A 21,069-nucleotide genomic window follows, 5' to 3' on the forward strand; every position below is an offset into this window, starting at 1 on the left:
GGACTCAGAGCGGCGGCCACGGGATCGGGGTGCGGGTGTGCGGCACCCCCGGCATCCGGCCGTGCACGAGCAGGCCCGCGATCCGCTCGAACAGCGCATCGATCTCCGCCGCGGCGATGACCGGGGCGAGAGCGGCGGCGAGCTCGTCCTGCGCTGCGAGCAGGGCGCCGAGCGCATCCCGCTCCCCCGCGGTCAGCGGCTCCTCGGCGAAGCCCCAGAGGATCGTGCGGAGCTTGGGCCGGACGTGGAAGGACAGCCCGTTGTCGATCCCGAACAGCAGCGGCTCCACGCCGGGAGCGGGATGGTAGTGGCCGTGGAGCGCGTGGGAGGCCTTGCGGTCGGCGTTGTTCGTGATGACGTCGAAGAGCGCGAGCCCGCGCAGGGCCGGGGTCAGCCCGTGGGCGACGACGACCTCCTCGTCCTCGGCGGTGACGGCGCGGAGGACCGGGGCCCAGCCGGCGGGCACGGCGTCCGGGGCGAACACCGTGACGAGGTCCTCGGGATCGCCGGCGGACTCGACGTAGGCCTGGAGCGAGCCGGGGCCGGACGGGAGGTCCTCCCGGAGCACGGTCGGCGGGACCTCGACGAACGGGCAGTGCGCGGCGAGGACGGAGCAGGCGACCTCGCGCCCGGCGAGCGAGCCGAGCGGGAAGTCGTGGAGCGGTCGCTCCCCCGCTGTCGGCTTGTACACCGCACGCAGCACCGCGTCGCCGTCCGCGACGGTGACGAGGCGGGTGTCGTTCGAGGCACCGGGGATGCGGCCGAGCTGCTCGATCGCACCGGAGAGCAGGAGGTCGCGCACCGCCTGTGCCGAGGACATCAGCGGGCGACCCCGTTGGCCCGCGGGCAGATGTGGCCCTCGGGGTCGAGGGGCAGAGAGCAGAAGGGGCAGTCCTGCCGACCGGCGTTGACGACCTGGTCGGCGCGGCGGGAGAACTCGCGGGCGCGGGCCGCGCTGAGCACCACGCGCAGCCGATCGCGGTCCTCGGACTCGTCGTCGGGCTCGGCGCTCGTCCCGGATTCGGCGTCGGTGCGGGTGAACTCGAAGCACTCGACGACCATGTGCTCGGCGACGGTGTCCCAGCCCAGGCTCATCGTGCCGACCCGGAACTCCGATTCGACCGGCACGCTGAGACCGGCGTTGTCGATGAGCTCCTCGCGCGGTGCGAGCGGGATCGACTGGGGATCCGAGGACTTCGAGCGGACGAGGTCGAGGAGTTCGTTCATCCGCTCCCCGAGCATCTCCACCTGCTCCTTCTCGAGCGTCACGGTGGTCACCCGCTGATCGGTCCGGGCCTGGAGGAAGAAGGTCCGCTCGCCGGGCAGCCCGACGGTCCCGACGACGAACCTGTCCGGGGCGGGATGATCGAATACCTGCGCAGCCATGCCCCCAGCCTATGACACGGCCTCCCGCACCGCTTCACATGGGATGACGCCCGGACGGACCGCGACCCGGAAGGGTTACGCCGGTGCGCCGGGTGGGGGTACATTTGGGGCATGAGCCTTGAACCGCACGTGGCACTCGAAGACTTCCTCTCCGCTGTTCGCGAGCACTACGCGGCAGCCGCGCACCGCACCTCCGACACCGACCCGCGGGTGGAGGCGAGCTACATGGCGCTCGCCGACGCGTTCGAGCTCTACGAGGACGCGCTCTACACCGCGTTCGACGAGGTCACCCCGTTCGAGCTCTTCGACGACGTCGAGGACGCCAAGGACGATGACGACGAGGACGATGACGACGAGGACGACGATCTCGAGGACGACGACTTCGACGATGACGATGACGATGATGATGATGATGACTTCGACGACGAGGACGACGACTCCGCGCGCTGAGCGCACAGCGTCACTCCACGGCGAGCCGCACCGCCGGCCTCAGGGGTCCGAGATCTGATCGAGCGCGTCGCGGATCTCCGGCTCGAGCACGAACTCGCTGTCGAGGATCTCGCGCAGCTGCGCGACCGAGCGCGGACCGACGAGCGAGCACGCCACCGGCAGCGCCCGGTTCCAGGCGAGCGCCACATCGAGCGGCGACACCCCGAGCCCGGCGGCGGCCTTCGTCACCCCGGCCATGACCTGCTCCGACTCCGCGGTGAGCTTCTCCGTCACCCACTCGCGTCCGGCACCGGCGGCGCGCGAGTCGCGCGGCACCCCGGTGGCGTATCGGCCGGGCAGGATCCCGCGGCCGAGCGCGGAACCGGCGATGACGCCGATCCCCAGGTACTCCGCTGCCGGCAGCACTTCGCTCTCGGCACGGCGGTCGAGGAGCGAGAGCTCGGACAGGGCCGCGACGAGGGGGATCCCGGCGGCGCGCAGCACCGCGAGCTGCCAACCGGTGTGGTGGGCCGCCGCGACGTGGACCACCGCCCCGCTGCGCAGCACGGTATCGAGCGCCGAGGCGGTCTCCGCGAGCGGCACCTGGGCGTCGAAGCCCTCGAGGACGAGCACATCGAGGCGATCGCGGCCGGTCCGCCGGAGGAGCGATTCGACCTGGGTGAGGATCGTGCGGCGGCCGAGCGACAGGCGCGCGCCGCGGGTGTCGACATCGACCCCGACACGAGCGATGAGAGCGATCTCGGAGGGAAGACTCAGGCTCCCCACGACCTCGGCGGCCGGGGAGGCGAAGGACGGCAGCTCGAGCACCGTCCCGCCCGCCTCCGCGTAGGCGTCGACGAGCTCCTGGGCGGTCTCCGCGCTCACGCGGTGCCCCCATTCGAAAGTCCCCAGACCGAGCTCGGAGACCTCGAGACCTGACGTTCCCACACGGTTGATGCGCATATTCATTGAGGTTACCCGACCGGAGGACTACCCTGGTCTGGGCCTCCCGTGCAGGTGAGGCCGCCTCGTCGCCCCTCGGGGCGACGTCTCCTGCGAAGAAGGACATTGATGGACTGGTTGATCGCTGCCGTGCTCGGCGTCGTCCAGGGACTCACCGAGTTCCTCCCGATCTCCTCGTCGGCCCACCTGCGGATCGTCGGCGAGTTCCTCCTGCCGGGCGAGGACCCGGGGGCGTTCTTCACCGCGATCGTGCAGATCGGCACCGAGACCGCGGTCCTCGTCTACTTCTGGAGCGACATCGTCGGGATCATCCGCTCCTGGTGCGCCTCGCTCGTCGGACGGCGGGAGAAGGGCGACCCGCAGGCGCGCCTCGGCTGGCTCATCATCCTCGGCTCGATCCCGATCGGGGTGCTCGGCCTCGCGTTCCAGGACGCGATCGACAGCGTGCTGCGCAACCTCTGGATCACCGGCGCGATGCTCATCGTGTTCGGCATCATCCTCGGCATCGCGGACCGGGTCGGTTCCCGCGAGCGCGGCCTGGAGGACATGACCTGGGGGCAGGGCATCGTCTACGGCCTCGCCCAGGCGATGGCGCTCATCCCGGGCGTGTCGCGCTCCGGCGGCACGATCATCGCCGGCCGGCTCATGGGATTCACCCGCGAGTCGGCCGCCCGCTACTCGTTCCTGCTCGCGGTCCCGGCCGTCATGGCCTCGGGGTTCTACGGGCTCGTCAAGAGCCTGGGCGAGCCGATGGTGCTCGGCTGGGGTCCGACGGTCCTCGCGACCGCCGTGTCCTTCGTCGTCGGCTACGTCGTCATCGTCGGGTTCCTCAAGTTCATCCAGACGAAGTCGTTCGCGATCTTCGTCTGGTACCGGGTGGCGCTCGGCCTCTTCGTGTTCGTGCTGCTCGGCACCGGAGTGCTCTCCGCGGTCTGATTCCGGCGGGATCGGCGGTCCGAGCCGGGTGCGCTCAGCGGCCGCCGCCCACGGCTCCCGCCTCACCCGTGCGGCCGGAGGCCGTCACCGACATCGCGGTGACCGTCGGGTAGCCCGTCTCCGGGTACGTCACGACGCTGAGCGAGCCGGGTGCGACGGCGATCCGCTGGAACGCGTCGAGCGGCATGTCGAGCGCGGCGGCGAGCACCGCCTTGATGATGTCGCCGTGCGCCACGACGACGCCCACCGGCACCCGCGTCCCGCCCGCTCCCCCTGCATCCCCCGCTCCGGCGTCGGGCACCTGACGGGCACGGAGGTCGGCGACGAAGGCGTCGACCCCGGTCACGGCGCGGGCGGCGGCATCGCGCAGCGATTCGCCCCCCGGGAACTCCATCGACGACGGCGAGCGCGCGACCCGCTGCCATTCGGGGAGCTCCTTGAGCTCGGCGAGCCGGCGGCCCGACCACGTCCCGTAGTCGACCTCGGCGAACTCGGGCGCCTCGCGCACCCCGGGCGCGGTGATCCCGGTCAGGAGCAGCGCAGCGGTCTCGCGGCAGCGCTGCACCGTGGAGCAGCGCACCTCGGTCACGGTGCGGAACGGGAAGATCTCCGCGAGGCCGCGGATCTGCTGCTCCCCGGCCGGGGTGAGCGACACGCCGGGCGTGCGGCCGGCGAGGATCCCGGCGGCGTTCGCCGAGCTCTCGCCGTGCCTGACGAGGACGATGTGGACCATGCGCCCAGGCTAGCCCACGGCCCGGTGGTACGGTTACGCTCGATCACCGATCGCCAGGCCCAGCACACTGCTGCACTCACTTCGCGGAGGAACGATGAAGCGCACCCGGACCCCGGTGGAGTACGAGTTCCGCACCATCAGCTTCACCCGCGACACCACCCGCAGCGAGGCCCGCACCCTGCTCACCGAGGAGGCCGAGTACGGCCGCTGGGAGCTCGCCCGGACCCGGATCGGGATGGGCGGATCCCGCACCGTGTGGCTGCGCCGCCGCATCATCCGCGTGCAGCGCACCGCCTGATCGTGCGGCTCCCCCTCCTCCTCAGCGCCGTCGCGACGACGCTCGCCGGGTTCGGCATGGCCGTGCAGGGCAACGCCAACGCCGCCCTCGCCGGGATCACCGGCAACGGCCTGTTCGCCGCCACGGTGTCTTTCCTCGGTGGCCTGCTCGTCATGCTCGTCGTCGCCCTCGTCTCCCCGCGCACCCGTCGCGGGCTGGCCCTCGTCGTGCGGCTTCTGCGCTCCCAGGAGGTCCCGTGGTGGATGACGCTCGGCGGCCTCGGCGGCGCCGCCGTCGTCATCGCGCAGTCGATCACGGTGCCGCTGTTCGGCGTCGCGGTGTTCACCATGGCGTTCGTCTCCGGTCAGCTCGCCGGCGCGCTCGTCGTCGACAACACCTCCCTGCCCCCGGGCGGACGGAAGTCCCTCAGCCTCCAGCGGGTGCTCGGTGTGGCGGTGGTGCTCGTCGGGGTCGTCGTGTCCTCGAGCGGCGTGCTCGAGCACGGCATCAGCTGGTGGGCGCCGTTCCTGCCGTTCCTCGCCGGGTCGATGACCGCCTTCCAGCAGGCGGCCAACGGTCGGATCAAGCTGCGTTCGGCCTCGGCCGCGACCGCGACGTTCATCAACTTCCTCGGCGGGTCGATCTTCCTCGTCGCCGTGGCACTCTGCCTGCTCGCCGCCGGCGTCCGCTTCACCGGCCTGCCGGACCTGCCCGGTGAGTGGTGGACGCTCATGGGCGGTGTCATCGGAGTGGCCTTCATCGGGATCACGACGGTCTCCGTCGAGCACCTCGGGGTCCTCCTGCTCAGCCTGACCTCGCTGTTCGGCAGCCTCGTGGGCTCGCTCGTCATCGACCTGCTGTTCCCCGCCGCCGCGACCCCGGTGACGTGGACGACCTACCTCGCGATGGCGATCGTGCTCTCCGGCGTGCTCATCGCCTCGCTCCCCCGGCGCCGGCGCACCTGAGGTCCACGCCGCTCAGGCCTCGAGGAGGAAGCGGTGGAGCACCCGGGTGCCGAAGGTCAGCGCGGAGACCGGCACGCGCTCGTCGACACCGTGGAACATCGCCGGGAAGTCGAGGTCCCCGGTGAGGCGCAGCGGCGCGAATCCGTAGCCGTGGATCCCGAGCGCGGCCAGCGACTTGTTGTCGGTGCCGCCGGACAGCGTGTACGGCAGCACCCGCGCCCCGGGGTCCTCGGCGAGCAGGGAGGTCGTCATCGTGTCGACGAGCCGCCCGGAGAACGGCGCCTCGAGGGCGGGCGCCTCGATCTCGGTGAGCACCTCGACGTCGCTGCCCGCGAGCTCGCGGACCGTGCGCATGAGGGCGTCGTGCTCACCGGGCAGGGTGCGGCAGTCGATGAGCGCCTCGGCCGTCGAGGGGATGACGTTGTGCTTGTAGCCGGCGGACAGCAGGCTCGGGTTCGAGGTGTTGCGCAGGGTGGCGCCGACGAACTTCGCGACCGACCCGAGCTCGGCGAGCAGCTCCGGGTAGGTCTCCGCGCCGAAGGGCACACCGGTGATGTCGGACACGCCGCGCAGCAGGTCCTCGGTGGCCTGCGGGAGCTGCTCGGGCCAGGCGTGCGCACCGATCCGGGCGACCGCGGCGGCGAGCTTGGTCACCGGGTTGTCCTCGTTGATCTGCGAGCCGTGGCCGGCCGTGCCGCGGGCGACGAGCTTGAGCCAGGCGATCCCCTTCTCCGCGGTCTGCACGAGGTACACCCGCTGACCGCGCAGGTCGACGGAGTAGCCGCCGACCTCGGACACGGCCTCTGTCGCGTCGGTGAACAGGTGCGGGTGGTTCTCGACCATCCAGCGTGCGCCGTAGGTGCCGCCGGCCTCCTCGTCGGCGAAGAACGCGATGATGAGGTCGCGGCGGGGGCGCAGGCCGGTGCGCAGGTAGTTCCGCACGACGGCGATGATCATCGCGTCCATGTCCTTCATGTCGACCGCGCCGCGGCCCCAGATCAGGCCGTCGCGCTCTTCGGCGGAGAACGGGTCGACGGCCCACTCGGCGGCGTCGGCGGGCACGACGTCGGTGTGGCCGTGGACCACAAGGGCCGGGAGGCCGGGATCGCTGCCGGGGATGCGGGCGACGAGGCTCGCCCGGCCCGGTGAGGACTCGAAGATCTCCGAGTCGAGGCCCACCTCGGTGAACCACTCGGCGATCCGCTCCGCGGCGGGGCGCTCCGGCCGAGCGGTGTTCCCGCCCCAGTTCTGGGTGTCGAAGCGGATGAGCTCGCGGCAGATGCCGACCACCTCGGACTCCGCACTCGGGATCTGCGCGCCGGTGTCCTGCTGCGCGGTGGACTGCGGGGAGCTGGGGTCGGGGGTCTGAGACGTCATCGGGGTCCTCGGTCGGTGGTCGGCGTGGTGCGGGCGGGCGGTGTCGGCCGGGTTCTCGGCCGTGGTGTCAGCCGTAGAGGCGGACGGCGATGTGCGGGGTGTCGAATCCCTCGACGGCGGTGGCGCGCTCGATCTGGGCGCGCGCCTGCTCCTCGACGGGGGCGTCGGAGAGCGCCTGCAGGTAGCGCTCGTGGGCCATGAGCGAGGTGACGGCCGCATCGACGTGGCCGTCGACGTCGACGACGTGGGTGGGCTCGCCGGCGAACTCGAGGATGTACTTCACACCCTGGTAGCGCTCGCCGGGGACGATCCACTCGTTCCCGGCGTCGGACACCGCGTCGAGCGCTGCGAGTCCGACGTGCCGGTGGTCGGCGGAGTTCGGGTGCCGGCCCCCGAAGGTCTCGTGGAAGTTGAGCACCATGACGACCTCGGGGCGGAACCGCCGGATCTCCTCGGCGATCGCGGTCCGCAGCTCACGGGTGTACATGATCGAGCCGTCGGGCTCGTCGAGGAACACGAGGTGCTCGACTCCGATCGCGGCGCAGGCGGCGCGCTGCTCGGCCTCCCGGATCCGCGCGGAATCCGCGGGCGGGAGCCCGGCGATGCCGGCCTCGCCGCGGCTCGCGAGCACGTAGCCCACGCGCTTCCCCTCGGCGAGCCAGCGCGCGACGGCTGCCGCCGAGCCGTACTCGGGGTCGTCCGGGTGGGCCATGACGAGGAGGACGGAGTCGAAGTCCTCCGGCAGGGTGTCGAGCATGGGCGTCCTTTCGGATCGGGGTCAGCGGATGCGGTCGTCGCGGAGCCGGTCGCGGGCGTCGAAGTAAGTGCGCGCGCCGAGGACGAGGGCGAGGAACACCGTCGTGCCGACGGCTCCCACGATACCGAGGAGGATCGCGATCTGATAGCCGATCGCGGTCATTGGGTCGACCCCGGCGAGGATCTGGCCGGTCATCATGCCGGGCAGGAACACGATCCCGGTGCCGAGCATGCTGTTGATCGTCGGCATGAGCGCGCTCTCGAAGGCGGAGCGGACGAGCGGAGCGATGGCGGCACGCGGCGCGGCGCCGAGGCCGAGCGCGTCCTCGATCGCGTCGCGGTTCTCGCGCATCCCGTCGACGAGCGCCTTGAGGCCCAGGGTGATGCCGGTCATCGAGTTCCCGATGAGCATCCCGGCGATCGGGATGACGTAGCGCGGCTCGTACCAGGGGCTGAGCCCGACGACGACGAACAGGAACCAGGCGACCGCGCCGGTGGTCCCGGCCGTCGAGGCGAGGACGACGACGCGGCGCAGCGCGAGCGACAGCCGGCCGCGGAACTTCCCGAGGATGGTGGCGACGGCGAACACCTGCATGAGCGCGAAGATCAGCCCGGTGAGCCACCAGCTGGGGTGGGCGAACACCCAGCCGAGCACGAGTCCGACGAGGACGAGCTGCACGGTCATCCGCAGGCACGCCCACAGCATCTCCCCGCGCCGGCCCACCCGGGTCGCCACCATGAGCAGGAGCACGACGAGCACCATGACGAAGGCGAGGCCGACCTGCGGCCAGCCGAGCACGACGAGGCCGCCGCTCATCGCGCCGCCTGCCGCGCGGTGCCCCCGGAGACGACGACCCGGTGCTCGGCGCAGGCGTCGACGAGCGCGCTGCTGTGGGTGACGAATACGATGTCGGTGCCGCCCGCGGCGAGCAGCCGCACCAGGGTCCCCATGACGCGCAGCGCGGTGTCCTCGTCGAGCGCGGAGGTCGGCTCGTCGAGGAGCACGGTGTCGGGCGTGAGGAGCAGCAGCCGGGCGAGGGCGAGGCGCTGGCGCTCGCCGCCGGAGAGCACCCCGGCATCGGCGTCGAGGTCCTGTGTCAGGCCGAGGGCGGCGAGCGCCTCGGCGGCGGCGTCCGGTGCGGGATCGGGACGCTCCTGCAGCCGATGGGCGCGGGCGAGGTTGTCGAGCACGGTGCCCGGCACGACGACCGGCGATTGGGAGAGCATCGGGACCCGCCGGCGCAGCTCGATCGCGGGGATCTCCCGGATGTCGGTGCCGCGGTGGCGGATCGTGCCGGATTCCGGCTCGCGCAGGTCGTCGAGGAGCCTCAGGAGCGTCGACTTGCCCGCGCCGGAGGGTCCGGTCACCGCGGTGACCCCGGTCTCGATGCGCAGCGCGGGGATGTCGAGGACGCCGCGGAAGCGCACCTGTTCGAGCTCGAAGACCGGCATGCGGTCAGTCTACGGACCGCGCGGGACCGGGGTGCCTGCGACCTCGGCGCCGGTGCAGGGGCTAGGGTGATCGGAGGATGCGGACATGCTCCGCACCCGCACACCCACGATCCCGCACCACTACGCAACCGGAACACGAACGAGGAGAACCGAGTGAAGACCATCGTCTTCGGCGGGGACGGCTTCTGCGGCTGGCCCACGGCACTGCACCTGTCGGCTCGCGGCCACGAGGTCGTCATCGTCGACAACCTGTCCCGGCGGGCCATCGACGCCGAGCTCGGGGCGGAGTCGCTCACCCCGATCAGCTCGATCGAGGAGCGGATCGCCGCGTGGCACGAGGTCAGCGGGAGGACCATCGAGTTCGTCGACCTCGATCTCGCGCAGGACCCCGAGGGCCTGCTCGCGCTCATCGCGCGCACCGCGCCGGATTCGATGGTCCACTTCGCCGAGCAGCGTGCCGCGCCGTATTCGATGAAGTCGGCCGGCCACAAGCGCTACACCGTGGACAACAACGTCAATGCCACCCACAATCTGCTCGCCGCGGTCGTCGAGTCCGGCCTCGACGTCCACCTCGTGCACCTCGGCACGATGGGCGTCTACGGGTACGGCACCGCGGGGATGAAGATCCCGGAGGGCTATCTCGACGTCCAGGTCACCGCGACGGAGGACGCCGAGGGCAACCCGGTCGACCCGTACCCCATCGACCAGCAGATCCTCTACCCGACGAACCCGGGCTCGATCTACCACATGACGAAGGTGCTCGACCAGCACCTCTTCGCCTTCTACGCGAAGAACGACCGGCTGCGCATCACCGACCTGCACCAGGGCATCATCTGGGGCACGAACACCGCGGAGACCAAGCAGGACGAGCGCCTCGTCAACCGCTTCGACTACGACGGCGACTACGGCACCGTGCTCAACCGCTTCCTCATGCAGGCGGCCGTCGGCTACCCGCTCACCGTCCACGGCACCGGCGGCCAGACGCGCGCCTTCATCCACATCCAGGACATGGTGCGCTGCGTGGAGATCGCGCTCGCCAACCCGCCGGAGGCCGGCGACCGGGTGAAGATCTTCAACCAGATGACCGAGACCCACCGGGTGCGCGACCTCGCGGCCCTCATCTGCGAGATCACCGGGGCCACGATGGAGCTCGTGCCGAACCCGCGGCAGGAGTCGCCGGAGAACGAGCTCCACGTCGTCAACGCCACCTTCCTCGACCTCGGCCTGCAGCCGACGACCCTGTCCGAGGGTCTGCTCCTCGAGGTCGAGGAGACGGCGAAGCGCTACCGGGAACGGGCGGACCTGTCGCGGATCCCGGCCCGCTCCCTGTGGAACCGGACCACCCACGAGGGCGTCCCGCCCTCGCTCGCCGGGACCGAGGCGGGGGCCGCCGGTCCCGCCGCCGTGCCGACCGCCGCCGGGCGCTGAGACCCCGGTGCGGATCGCGCTCTTCACCGAGGTCTTCCTCCCCAAGATCGACGGTGTGGTCACCCGTCTCATGGGCACCCTCGACCATCTCGCCGAGCTCGGGCACGAGGTCGTCGTGTTCGCTCCCGGGAACCCGCCGGCCCGCTATGCCGGGTTCCGGGTGGTCCCGGTGGCATCCGTCGCCTTCAAGCCGTGGTACCCGGAGCTCCGGGTCGGTCTGCCGACGGCGAGCATCGCCCGCACCATGGAGCGGTTCCATCCGCACGTCGTCCACGCGGTGAATCCGGTGTGGCTCGCCGCCTACGGCACGATGTCCTCGAAGCGCCGCGACCTGCCGATGCTCGCGTCGTTCCACACCGACGTGCCGGAGTACACCCAGCGCCTCGGGCTCGAGTGGATCACCGACACGACGACGCGGTGGATCCGCTGGATCCACAACCTCGCCGAGGTCAACCTCTGCACCTCCCAGCAGATGGTCGAACAGGCCGGGGCGGCGGGCATCCGCAACATCGACCTGTGGCCGCGGGCCGTGGACACCATCGGCTACACGCCGGCCAATGCCTCACCCGACATGCGTGCGCGTCTCACCGACGGGCATCCCGAGGACCGGCTCCTCATCTACGTCGGGCGGCTGTCGAAGGAGAAGGACCTCGGGGTGCTGCGCGCGGTCATGGCCCGGCTCCCGGAGGACACGCGGCTCGCCCTCGTCGGCTCGGGCCCGCACGCCGCGGAGCTCCAGCGCGAGTTCGCCGGCACGCGGACGGTGTTCACCGGCTACATGAGCGGCAAGGAGCTCGCCGCGGCGTACGCCTCGGCCGACGTCTTCGTGTTCCCGTCGACGACGGAGACGCTCGGACTCGTGGCACTCGAGTCGCTCGCCTCCGGGGTGCCGGTCGTCGGGGCGCGCGCCGGCGGCATCCCCTTCGCCGTGCAGGACGGCGTCGACGGGCTGCTGTTCGAGCCGAACGATGCCCCGGACATGGCGCGGCAGATCTCGCGCCTGCTCGAGGACGAGGAGCTGCGCGGGCGCCTCGGCGCGCAGGGCCGGGCGAGCACGGAGCAGTACAGCTGGCGGGCGGCGACGGAGCGACTGGTCGAGTTCTACGAGCTCGCGATCGATCGCCACTGGACGAACCACGTGGAGCCGGCGTGGCGGATCAAGCTCCTCGGCCGCCCGATGCCCCGCGCCCGCTGAGTCGGACGCTCACCGAGCCCGGTTCTCCTCAGGCCGGCGCTCCTCAGGCAGGATCGACGGCGTCCCGCGCCGCCTGCCAGCCGCCGAAGTGCGCACGCAGGCCGGCGCCCGACGGCCGCGGGGCGCCCGCGGTGCTCTCCGCGCGCGCCCAGTCCTGGTACGCGACGAAGCTCGTCGGGGTGCCCGCGCGCTCGGCGGCGGTGAGGAAGTCGCGCACCGCGGCCCGGTAGTCCTCCTCGGAGTACCGGGATGCGCCTCGGGCGCGGCCGCGGCCGGACACCGGGAGGCCCACCGCCCGCAGAGCGGAGTTCCAGTACCCCTCCCCCAGCGTCCGGCGCACGGTCTGGCTCGTCGGGGGCCAGATCCGGTGACCGGGCAGGCCGGCGGAGTGCTCACCGGCGATCACGGTCTGCCGCGTCCGGTCGTACGCCTCGGCGGAGAACTCCGCGGCGGTCCCGGCGGCGAGCACCCGCAGGGCTGCCCGGATGCCGGCGCGGCAGCGGGCGATGCGGGACGCCGAAGCGCCCTGCTCGCTGAGGATCGCCGCGGCGGCCTCGCCGAGGCCGGGGTCCTCCTCGGGCTCGGACGACCCGGGCACCTCGGCGGCGGCGAGGCCGTGCGCCTCGGCGTAGAGCCACAGCATCCCGGCCCGCAGGGCTGCGGCGGAGTAGCGCTCCCGGTCCGGTGCGGCGCGGTCATCTGATGTCAACGGCCCTGGTCCCCTTCGCAGACGGCGGTGTCATGACGGATCGAGCCTATCGTCTCAGGCGCGCACGGCGATCCACAGCAGCCAGCCGCCGCCGGCGAGGCATGCGACGATCGGCAGCAGCGGGGTGATCGGCCACCGGCGCGGCGCGCGCGAGGCCAGCCGGCGCTGGATCCGGGCCATGCGCTGCGGAGCGGTGCGCGCGAGCACGGACGGCAGCCACGCAGGTGTGGAGATGACTGCGATGACGAACAGCAGGACGGGAGCCTTCCACCACACCCCGAAGGGCGCTCCGACGATGTCCTGGGTGACGGCGATGTAGAGGGGCAGCGAGGTGTAGTTCGTCGCCATCGTCGCCGCTCCCCACACGAGGGTGCCCCGGGAGCGGGCGCTGCCGACGGCCTCGACGGCCTCGGTCGCCGGCGACTTCGCCGCGGTGGACCCGGTGCGCTCCGCGCGACGGCGGCCCCCGGTGGAGGCCCAGTAGCGCTTGACGAGGACGGACCCGTAGACGAGCAGGGCGACGCCGACGAGGCCCTGGAACACACCGGAGAGGACCTCGCGCTCGATGACGGCGGTGAGGCTCGCGCCGAGGATGCCGGCGCTGACGATCCCGATCGCCAGGAGCACGGCGGCGTTGCCGAGCACATAGCGGGAGGCGGCACGCCGGTCCATCGTCGTGACGATGGTCGTCGCGTTGATGAACACGACGGGGCTCACCGCGGCGGGCAGGGTGAGCGGTCCGATCTCGAGGAGCAGGGAGAGCAGCGCACGGGTGGTCTCCTCCATGCGTCCGCACCCTTCCGGTATCCCGATTGTAGGGCCGGAGCCGAACGGGGAAAGCAACAGGCCCCGGATCTCTCCGGGGCCTGTGTTCCTGTGCGCGAGGGGGGACTTGAACCCCCACGCCCGATAAGTTGGGCACTAGCACCTCAAGCTAGCGCGTCTACCAATTCCGCCACCCGCGCAGGCAACAGATAGAACTTTACACACACTTTCGGGCGAAGCCAAACCGGAACGGCCGAATGTGTTGCATGTCATATCGGCCGTTCCGGTCGGGCACCCGCGGGAGGCCCCTGCAGTGCCTCAGCGCAGGGGTGCGACCGCTGCGAGCAGGTGCGGCTTGCCGGACTTCGGGTTCCACACCGCATAGTCCACACTGCCGTCGGCCTCCCGCCGGGTGACCCGGAAGGCCGCCCGAGCGGGCAGCACGATCGGCTTCGCGAACTCGAACTCCCAGCGGAAGGCATCGAGCCGGACGTCGGCGGCGGCGAAGCCGCGGGCAGCGGTGTACATCCCGTGCGCGATCGAGCGCGGGAACCCGAACGCCTTGGCCGCCAGCGGGTTCATGTGGATCGGGTTGTAGTCCCCGGACACCCGGGCGTACTGCGGCCCGATCGCCGGTGCGAGCCGCCACTCGGCGGTCGGCACGGGAGCGGCGAAGTCCTTCCGCTCCCGCTCGGCGGCCGGTGCGGCACCGGGCAGGGCGGCACCCTTCGCCAGGCACACCCAGGTCTCGTCGAACACCGGCTCGCCGGCGACGGATCCACGCACGCGGAAGCCGATCTCGGTGCCGCGGGCATGGGCCCGCGGCTCCTCGACGCCGACGGTCAGGGTGAGCTCCGCCCCCACCTCCACCGGGCGGAGCTGCGTGTACGCGGTGCGGATGTGCACCATGCCCATGGCGGGCACGGGGAATCGCGGGTCGGTCATCAGCCGCATGCTCAGCGGGAAGCCGAGGACGTGGAGGTAGGCCGGTGGGACGCGGTTGCCGACCGGCGCGCCGACGACGCGGCTGAACCGGGCGACCTCGGCGGGGTCGATGACCACGGTGCGGCTGAGCTCCCCGCCGGGCACCTGGGCGGAGCGGCGCCGGCCGGGCAGCATGCCCAGCAGCGCCCGCCCGTAGATCGGCAGCATCGAGGACTGCTGCTCACCGGGGTTCTCGTGCGTGTTGCGCTGGGGTTCCCTCATGTCACGCTCCCACCATGTTCTGGCCGCACACGCGGAGCACGCGGCCGTTGATGCCGCCGGCGGCGTCCGAGGCGAGGTACGCGATCGCCTCGGCGACGTCCTGCGGCGTCCCGCCCTGCTGCAGGCTGGAGACGCGGCGTGCGAGCTCGCGGGTGAGGACGGGCATCTTCGCGGTCATCTCGGTCTCGATGAACCCCGGGGCGACGGCGTTGATCGTGCCGCCGAGCGCGGCGAACTCCGCGGCCGCGCCGGCGGCCAAACCGATCACACCGGCCTTCGAGGCGGCGTAGTTCGTCTGCCCCCGGTTGCCGGCGATGCCCGAGGTCGAGGCGAGGGACACGACGTGCGGGTGCTCGCCCCAGGCGCCGAGCTCGGTGAGGCCTGAGTTGATCCGGAGCTGGGATGCGATGTTCACCGCGATCACCGAGTCCCACCGCGCTCCGTCCATGTTCGCCAGCAGCTTGTCGCGGGTGATCCCGGCGTTGTGGACGAGGATGTCGATCGGTCCGCGGACCTGTGCGGCGATCGTCGCCGCGGCGTCCGGCGCGGTGATGTCGAGCTGGAGGGCCACCCCTCCGATCCCGTTCATCGTCCGCGCGAGCGAATCGCCGGCGGCCGGCACGTCCACGCCGATGACGCGGGCGCCGTCACGGGCCAGGGTCCCGGCGATCGAGGCGCCGATCCCCCGCGCCGCCCCGGTGACCACTGCGGTGCGGCCGGCGAGCGGAGCGGCTCCCTCGGCCCCCGAGGTGCGGGTCGCGGCGAACTCCCGCGCGGTCACCGCGGTGCCGCGCGCGGAGTCGACGGTGAGGAACTGGCCGGACACGTAGGCCGACTTCGCGGACAGGAGGAACCACAGGGCCGACACGGCCGAGGGCGCCAGCACGTCGACGCCGTCGAGGACGATCCCGTTCGCCGTCGCCCCGGCGCGCATCTCGTGGGCCAGTGAGCGCGTGATCCCGGTGACGGCATTGCGTGCGGCGTTCGCCGCAGCCGTCGTGCCGGCGGCCTCCTCGGGAGTGAGCCCGGCGGCCTCGGCGATGGTGACGATGCGCCCGCACCGGGCGAGCTGCTTGATGCCGGCGCCGATCGCCAGGGCGGTCGGACCGAGCTCGGACGGGTCGTCGATCCCGGTGAACACCCCGATGATCGCGGAGTACCGCTGACCGGGGGTGGCGGTGCGGACGACCTCGAAGTCGGCGCCGAGGAGGAGCTCGGCGATCGGGTCGGCCGAGGCGGCCGGCCCGACGACGAGGATCGGCTCCGTCAGGTACCCGTGGCGGGGGTCCGCGGGGTCGAAGCGGCGGAGCTCGACCGGTGCCGGCAGGCCGAGGCTCTTGACGATGCCCTTGAGTGGCCCGTTGACGACGGAGATGTAGCGGTCGCTCATGCTCGCGCTCCTTCCACGATCGCGGTGAGGCCCTGGCCGCCGGCGGCGCAGATCGACACGAGGGCGCGGCGCTTCCCGGTCTCCGCGAGGTGCTTCGACACGCTCGCGATGATCCGTCCGCCGGTCGCGGCGAAGGGGTGGCCGGCGGCGAGCGAGGAGCCGAGCGGGTTGAGCCGCTCGCGGTCGATGGGGCCGAGCGCGGCGGGCAGGCCGAGCACGTCCCGGCAGTACTCCTCGCTCTCCCAGGCAGCGAGGTGGCACAGCACGGTGGCGGCGAAGGCCTCGTGGATCTCGAACACGTCGAAGTCGGCGAAGGTCAGGCCGTTGCGGGCGAGCAGGCGCGGGACCGCGTGGGCCGGGGCCATGAGCAGCCCCTCCGAGCCGTCGACGAAGTCCACCGCGGCGGCCTCGGCGTCGACGATGTAGGCCAGCGGCGTCAGCCCCTGCTCGGCCGCCCATTCCTCGCTGCCGAGGAGCACGGTCGAGGCGCCGTCGGTGAGCGGGGTGGAGTTGCCGGCGGTCATCGTCGGCTCGGCCGGCAGGGAATTGCCGAACACCGTCTTCAGACCGGCGAGCTTCTCCACGGTGGAGTCCGGACGCAGGTTCGTGTCGCGGGTGACCCCGAGGAACGGGGTGACGAGGTCGTCGAAGAAGCCGCGGTCCCAGGCGGCGGCGAGCTTGGCGTGGGAGGCGGCGGCGAGCTCGTCCTGGGCCTGCCGGGTGATGCCCCAGTCGGCGGTCGAGAGCGCCTGGTGCTCGCCCATCGACTTGCCCGTGCGGGCCTCTCCGGTGGTCGGGGCCTGGGGTGCGAGGTCGGCCGGGCGCAGCCGGGAGAGCGTCTTGAGCCGCTGCGGCACGGACTTCGCGCGGGACAGCTCGAGGAGGATGCTGCGGAGCTCCTCGCTCACCACGATCGGGGCGTCGGAGGCGGAGTCGACGCCGCCGGCGATCCCGGAGTCGATCTGGCCGAGCTTGATCTTGCCGGCGATCGACACGACCGCCTCGAGCCCGGTGGCGCAGGCCTGCCCGAGGTCGAACGCAGGGGTCTCGGGGCTCAGCGCGGAGCCGAGCACCGCCTCGCGCGTGAGGTTGATGTCCTTCGAGTGCTTGAGGACCGCGCCGCCGGCGACCTCGCCGAGGCGCTGTCCGGCCAGCCCGTGGCGGGCCACGAGGCCGTCGAGAGCGCTCGTGAGCATGTCCTGGTTCGAGGCGTGCGCGTACTCCTTGTTCGAGCGGGCGAACGGGATGCGGTTGCCGCCGAGCACGGCGGCCTTGCGATGCGTCATGGGTTCCTCCTGGGAACGTGGGGACGTTTAACCGTTACCGACAGTACCTGATACTGTCTGACGCATGAAACCCATCACATCCGACGGTCGCTCCGCCCGCTGGGACGAGCACCGCCGACGCCGGCACCGGGAGCTGCTGCGCACGGTGCGGCACGTCGTCGCCGAGCACGGGGCGGACCTCTCGATGGAGCAGATCTCCGCCCGCTCGGGCACGACGAAGACCGTCCTCTATCGCTACTTCGGCGATCGCTCGGGCCTCCAGGCGGCGATGGGCGACTGGGCGATGCACACCATCCGCCGCTCGCTCGCCGCCGCCCATGCCCCGGAGGGCGACTCCCGCGCCGCGCTCGAGGCGATGATCGACGCCTTCACCGCGCTCGCCGCCGGCTCCCCGGAGGTCTACCGCTTCTGCGACTCCGCGGTCTCCGGCGGCGCACCCGCCCGCGGCTTCCTCACCGACGTCACCGACCTGCTCTGCGTGCGCATGGGGCTGACCCGGGAGGCCGAGGTGCAGTGGGCGGCCGGCGCGCTCGGCTTCGTCCGCTCGTGCACCGAGCAGTGGCTCCTCGACCCGCGCGACCGCCACGATTTCACCACCCGACTCACGACCTGGCTGTGGGATTCCAGCCGCAGCTTCATGGAGGTACACCGATGAACCGCACCAAGACCCCGCTCACCGTCGACCCGTCCGTGCTCGCCGACCTCCTCGATGGCCGGTGGGCCTCCGAGCGCCGCCGCGGCCGCACGCTCGTCGAGCACCCCGACACCGTGCCGCCGATCACCGGCGACCTCGACGAGATGCGCGAGGCCACCTTGCGCGGCGTCCGCGCGCTCGGGGAGTCCGGCTCGACCCTGCGCTCCCTGCCCACCGAGCTCGGCGGGGAGAACGACCACGCCGGCTACGTCGCCGCCTTCGAGGAGTCGGTGACCGCCTCCCCGAGCCTGCAGATCAAGGCCGGCGTCCAGTACGGGCTGTTCGGCGGGGCGATCCAGCACCTCGGCAATGCCGAGCAGCACGCGCAGTGGCTCCTGCCCGCCCAGCGCGGGGAGCTGCTCGGCTGCTTCGCGATGACCGAGATCGGGCACGGCTCCGACGTCGCCTCGCTCGGCACCATCGCGGTCTACGACCCGGCGGCCGAGGAGTTCGTCATCACCACCCCGTTCCGGGCCGCGACGAAGGAGTACATCGGCAACGCCGCCGCGCACGGCCGGGCCGCCGTCGTGTTCGCCCAGCTCATCACCGCCGGGGTCGACCACGGCGTGCACGCCTTCTTCGTCCCGATCCGGACCGAGGACGGCGAACCCATGCCCGGCGTGTCGATCGAGGACGACGGACGCAAGGGCGGGCTGCTCGGGGTCGACAACGGCCGGCTCGCCTTCGCCGACGTGCGGGTGCCGCGCACCCACCTCCTCGACCGCTACGGCGCCGTCGCCCCCGATGGCACGTACTCCTCCCCCATCGACTCCCCCGGGCGCCGGTTCTTCACCATGCTCGGCACCCTCGTCCAGGGGCGCGTGTCGCTCGACGGAGCAGCGGTCGTGGCCGCGAAGCTCGGTCTCGACATCGCGGTGCGCTACGGCCTCGAGCGCCGGCAGTTCACCGGGGCCGACGACACCGAGGAGGTCGTGCTCATGGACTACCAGCAGCACCAGCGCCGCCTCATGCCGCTGCTCGCGGAGACCTACGCGAACGCGATCGCGCACGAGGTGCTGCTGGCCTCCTTCCAGCGTGTGTTCTCCGGCGAGGACGACTCCGACGAGGCCCGCCAGCTCCTCGAGACCCAGGCGGCCGGCTTCAAGGCGACGTCGACCTGGGACGCCCTCGACGTCCTCCAGGAGTGCCGCGAGGCGTGCGGCGGGGCGGGATTCATGACGGAGAACCGCCTCACCGGGCTGCGCGCGGACCTCGACGTCTACGTCACCTTCGAGGGCGACAACACCGTCCTCCTCCAGCTCGTCGGCAAGCGGCTGCTCGGCGACTACGCCGCGGAGTTCAAGAACATCGATGTCGGCGGGGTGGCGCGCTTCATCGGCACGCAGGCCGCCGAGCACTCCCTCTACCGCTCGGGGCTCGCGAACGTCGGGCGCACGATCGGCGAGGTGCTCACCCCGGGGCTGACCGAGCGCCGGATCCGCTCGGGCCGGCTCCAGGAGCTGCTCCTGTCCGCTCGCGTCGACACCATGGTCGCCGAGCTCGCGAGCAATCTGCGTCCGGCCTCCAAGCTCCCCAAGGAGGAGGCCGCCGCGCTCCTCAACGAGAACCAGCACGAGCTCATCGAAGCGGCGAAGGCCTATGTCGAGCTCCTCAAGTGGCAGGCGCTCAACACCGCGATGCACACCTTCGACGACGACCCCCGGCGGGCGGACGAGGCCAAGGCGCTCCGCCGCATCCGCGACCTCTACGGGCTCACGCTCATCGAGCGCAGCATCGGCTGGCACATCATGTACGGGCGGCTCTCGATGAACCGCGCCCGGCAGGTGGGCCCGGCGATCAACCGCCTGTGCGCCAAGCTCGCCGGCAACGCCGCGGACCTCGTGGCCGCGTTCGGCTACGGCCCCGAGCACCGGCGCGCGACGATCGCCGAGGGCGTGGAGGCCCGGCGCCAGACCGAGGCGCGCGAGCACTACCGGCGCGCCCGCGCGCAGGCCGACCATCCGGTCGACGAGAAGGTGCTCCACCGGGAGCGGACCCGGAAGGGCTGATCAGCCCTCGAGGAAGCCGCGCACCAGCCGACCGACCTTCTGCCCCTCGGTGAGGAAGCCGTCGTGACCCGCCCACGATTCGATCGTGTGGTGGGTCACGGTGCCCGGCAGCGCGGCCGCGAGCTCGGCGACCTGCGCCGGCGGGTAGAGCCGGTCGGTGGAGATGCCGATGACTTGGAACTCGCTGCGGGCGCCGGCGAGCGCCTCGGCGAGGTCGGAGTGCCGGCCCCGGCGCACGTCGTGATCCCGCAGGGCCGCCGTGAGGACCCGGTAGGACTCCGCATCGAAGCGGTGGACGAGCTTGCGCGCCTGGTGGTCGAGGTAGCTCTGGATCGAGTAGTACGTGTCCGGGGCCCCGGCCGGGCGCGGGAACTGGTGCGCGTTCGCGAACCGGTGGTTGAGCTCGACGTCGTTGCGGTAGGTCAGGTGGGCGATCTGGCGTGCCAGCCCGAGCCCCGCGGCGGGGAACCGGCCGAGCGCGGCGTAGTCCCCGCCGCAGTAGTCCGGGTCGAGGGCGATCGCCTGGATCTGGGTGTGCGCCCACGCGATCTGGTCGGCGTCGGAGTACGCCGGCGCGGCGAGCACCGTGGCCTTGCGCACACGCTCCGGAGCGAGCAGCGCGAACTCGAGCGCGCGCGCCCCGCCCATCGAACCGCCGATCACCGCGTGCCAGGACTCGATGCCGAGCCTGTCGGTGAGCGCGAGCTCGGCGGTGACGAGGTCCCGGACGGTGAGCGCGGGGAAGCGCGAGCCGTAGGGCAGCCCGTCGGCGTGGATGGTCGTCGGCCCGGTGCTGCCGTTGCACCCGCCGAGCGCGTTCGCGCACACGACGAAGAACTCGTCGGTGTCGATCGGCCGGCCCGGGCCGATCACCTCCTCCCACCAGCCGGGGGCGAACGAGCTCGGGTGCTCGGCCGTCGCAGGCTCGGCGACCCCGGAGGTCACGTGGGCGTCGCCGGTGAGCGCGTGCTCGATGAGGACCGCGTTCGTGCGTTCCGCGTTGAGCGTGCCGAAGGTCTCGTAGGCGATGTGCATCTCCTCGAACACGTACCCGGATTCGAGGGCGAGGTCGGTGAATCCGGCGAGTCCCGTGCGTCCGGTGACCGGCATGCG

General features: G+C 72.0%; 22 protein-coding genes and 1 tRNA gene. 8 read left to right on the forward strand and 15 right to left on the reverse strand.

All coding sequences use genetic code 11. The features are described 5' to 3' along the window. Positions 1 to 4: 4 nt before the first annotated feature. Positions 5 to 820: an SCO1664 family protein gene (locus AB0I45_RS06960; RefSeq protein WP_345031032.1), complete on the reverse strand. Its 816-nt coding sequence runs from the start codon at positions 818 to 820 to the stop codon at positions 5 to 7. Next, a complete protein-coding gene (locus tag AB0I45_RS06965; protein WP_137319704.1) occupies positions 820 to 1,386 on the reverse strand; it encodes a DUF3090 domain-containing protein in 567 nt (188 codons plus the stop codon). Before AB0I45_RS06965 ends, AB0I45_RS06960 begins: the two co-directional genes overlap by 1 nt. A gap of 111 nt (positions 1,387 to 1,497) precedes the next feature. On the opposite strand from AB0I45_RS06965, the gene AB0I45_RS06970 reads away from it, so the two are divergent. Next, positions 1,498 to 1,836: a hypothetical protein gene (locus tag AB0I45_RS06970; RefSeq protein ID WP_345031035.1), complete on the forward strand. Its 339-nt coding sequence runs from the start codon at positions 1,498 to 1,500 to the stop codon at positions 1,834 to 1,836. 39 nt (positions 1,837 to 1,875) lie between these two features. Here AB0I45_RS06970 and AB0I45_RS06975 read toward each other — a convergent pair whose 3' ends face one another. Beyond that, the gene (locus tag AB0I45_RS06975) at positions 1,876 to 2,778 is read right to left on the reverse strand and encodes an aldo/keto reductase (protein ID WP_265809345.1); all 903 of its coding nucleotides are present in this window, start codon (positions 2,776 to 2,778) and stop codon (positions 1,876 to 1,878) included. A gap of 108 nt (positions 2,779 to 2,886) precedes the next feature. Here AB0I45_RS06975 and AB0I45_RS06980 point away from each other — a divergent pair, with 108 nt between their 5' ends. Further along, complete coding sequence (locus AB0I45_RS06980) at positions 2,887 to 3,714, forward strand: undecaprenyl-diphosphate phosphatase (RefSeq protein WP_360317493.1); 828 nt, start codon at positions 2,887 to 2,889, stop codon at positions 3,712 to 3,714. Positions 3,715 to 3,748: 34 nt separating this feature from the next. On the opposite strand, the gene AB0I45_RS06985 is transcribed toward AB0I45_RS06980, so the two are convergent. Next, a complete protein-coding gene (locus AB0I45_RS06985) occupies positions 3,749 to 4,447 on the reverse strand; it encodes a histidine phosphatase family protein (RefSeq protein WP_345031038.1) in 699 nt (232 codons plus the stop codon). 94 nt (positions 4,448 to 4,541) lie between these two features. Between AB0I45_RS06985 and AB0I45_RS06990 the strand changes: the two genes are divergently transcribed. Beyond that, the gene (locus tag AB0I45_RS06990) at positions 4,542 to 4,745 is read left to right on the forward strand and encodes a DUF5703 family protein (RefSeq protein ID WP_345031040.1); all 204 of its coding nucleotides are present in this window, start codon (positions 4,542 to 4,544) and stop codon (positions 4,743 to 4,745) included. A 2-nt stretch (positions 4,746 to 4,747) separates the two neighbouring features. Beyond that, positions 4,748 to 5,689, forward strand: a complete 942-nt coding sequence (locus AB0I45_RS06995) for a DMT family transporter (RefSeq protein ID WP_295687245.1) — start codon at positions 4,748 to 4,750, stop codon at positions 5,687 to 5,689. Between the two features lie 12 nt (positions 5,690 to 5,701). Here AB0I45_RS06995 and AB0I45_RS07000 read toward each other — a convergent pair whose 3' ends face one another. The 4 genes from AB0I45_RS07000 to AB0I45_RS07015 form a co-directional block, all read right to left on the reverse strand. Further along, the gene (locus AB0I45_RS07000; RefSeq protein ID WP_345031043.1) at positions 5,702 to 7,066 is read right to left on the reverse strand and encodes a M20/M25/M40 family metallo-hydrolase; all 1,365 of its coding nucleotides are present in this window, start codon (positions 7,064 to 7,066) and stop codon (positions 5,702 to 5,704) included. Between the two features lie 67 nt (positions 7,067 to 7,133). Beyond that, entirely contained in the window at positions 7,134 to 7,823 is a 690-nt protein-coding gene (locus AB0I45_RS07005) for a PIG-L deacetylase family protein (RefSeq protein ID WP_137319712.1), read from the reverse strand. Between the two features lie 21 nt (positions 7,824 to 7,844). Further along, a complete protein-coding gene (gene fetB, locus AB0I45_RS07010; RefSeq protein WP_265809350.1) occupies positions 7,845 to 8,639 on the reverse strand; it encodes an iron export ABC transporter permease subunit FetB in 795 nt (264 codons plus the stop codon). Next, entirely contained in the window at positions 8,636 to 9,274 is a 639-nt protein-coding gene (locus AB0I45_RS07015) for an ATP-binding cassette domain-containing protein (protein WP_247424677.1), read from the reverse strand. The genes fetB and AB0I45_RS07015 overlap by 4 nt, the downstream gene beginning before the upstream one ends. A 153-nt stretch (positions 9,275 to 9,427) precedes the next feature. Between AB0I45_RS07015 and AB0I45_RS07020 the strand changes: the two genes are divergently transcribed. Continuing rightward, a complete protein-coding gene (locus tag AB0I45_RS07020; protein WP_247424680.1) occupies positions 9,428 to 10,702 on the forward strand; it encodes an NAD-dependent epimerase/dehydratase family protein in 1,275 nt (424 codons plus the stop codon). A gap of 7 nt (positions 10,703 to 10,709) precedes the next feature. Next, positions 10,710 to 11,897, forward strand: coding sequence for a glycosyltransferase family 1 protein (locus AB0I45_RS07025; protein WP_295687228.1), 1,188 nt, complete (start codon positions 10,710 to 10,712; stop codon positions 11,895 to 11,897). A 43-nt stretch (positions 11,898 to 11,940) separates the two neighbouring features. Here AB0I45_RS07025 and AB0I45_RS07030 read toward each other — a convergent pair whose 3' ends face one another. From AB0I45_RS07030 to AB0I45_RS07055, 6 genes are all read right to left on the reverse strand, one after another. Next, positions 11,941 to 12,606: a hypothetical protein gene (locus AB0I45_RS07030; protein WP_295687225.1), complete on the reverse strand. Its 666-nt coding sequence runs from the start codon at positions 12,604 to 12,606 to the stop codon at positions 11,941 to 11,943. A 54-nt stretch (positions 12,607 to 12,660) separates the two neighbouring features. Then, positions 12,661 to 13,392, reverse strand: coding sequence for a hypothetical protein (locus AB0I45_RS07035; RefSeq protein ID WP_295687223.1), 732 nt, complete (start codon positions 13,390 to 13,392; stop codon positions 12,661 to 12,663). A 91-nt stretch (positions 13,393 to 13,483) separates the two neighbouring features. Further along, a tRNA-Leu gene (locus AB0I45_RS07040) sits at positions 13,484 to 13,571 on the reverse strand. Positions 13,572 to 13,689: 118 nt separating this feature from the next. Next, positions 13,690 to 14,577 carry a MaoC/PaaZ C-terminal domain-containing protein gene (locus tag AB0I45_RS07045; RefSeq protein WP_295687220.1) on the reverse strand — a complete coding sequence of 296 codons (888 nt, stop codon included), beginning with the start codon at positions 14,575 to 14,577 and terminating at the stop codon, positions 13,690 to 13,692. A gap of 1 nt (position 14,578) precedes the next feature. After that, a complete protein-coding gene (locus AB0I45_RS07050; protein ID WP_137319720.1) occupies positions 14,579 to 15,967 on the reverse strand; it encodes a 3-oxoacyl-ACP reductase in 1,389 nt (462 codons plus the stop codon). Then, positions 15,964 to 17,253: an acetyl-CoA C-acetyltransferase gene (locus AB0I45_RS07055; RefSeq protein WP_295687215.1), complete on the reverse strand. Its 1,290-nt coding sequence runs from the start codon at positions 17,251 to 17,253 to the stop codon at positions 15,964 to 15,966. The genes AB0I45_RS07050 and AB0I45_RS07055 overlap by 4 nt, the downstream gene beginning before the upstream one ends. A 64-nt stretch (positions 17,254 to 17,317) precedes the next feature. On the opposite strand from AB0I45_RS07055, the gene AB0I45_RS07060 reads away from it, so the two are divergent. Continuing rightward, on the forward strand, positions 17,318 to 17,908 hold the full coding sequence (locus AB0I45_RS07060) for a TetR/AcrR family transcriptional regulator (RefSeq protein ID WP_345031053.1): 591 nt from the start codon (positions 17,318 to 17,320) through the stop codon (positions 17,906 to 17,908). Continuing rightward, complete coding sequence (locus AB0I45_RS07065) at positions 17,905 to 19,956, forward strand: acyl-CoA dehydrogenase (protein WP_295687207.1); 2,052 nt, start codon at positions 17,905 to 17,907, stop codon at positions 19,954 to 19,956. The genes AB0I45_RS07060 and AB0I45_RS07065 overlap by 4 nt, the downstream gene beginning before the upstream one ends. On the opposite strand, the gene AB0I45_RS07070 is transcribed toward AB0I45_RS07065, so the two are convergent. Continuing rightward, positions 19,957 to 21,066: a homoserine O-acetyltransferase gene (locus tag AB0I45_RS07070; protein ID WP_295687205.1), complete on the reverse strand. Its 1,110-nt coding sequence runs from the start codon at positions 21,064 to 21,066 to the stop codon at positions 19,957 to 19,959. Positions 21,067 to 21,069: the final 3 nt, after the last annotated feature.

The organism is Brevibacterium sp. NPDC049920 (assembly GCF_040656435.1).
Taxonomy (GTDB): domain Bacteria; phylum Actinomycetota; class Actinomycetes; order Actinomycetales; family Brevibacteriaceae; genus Brevibacterium; species Brevibacterium pityocampae.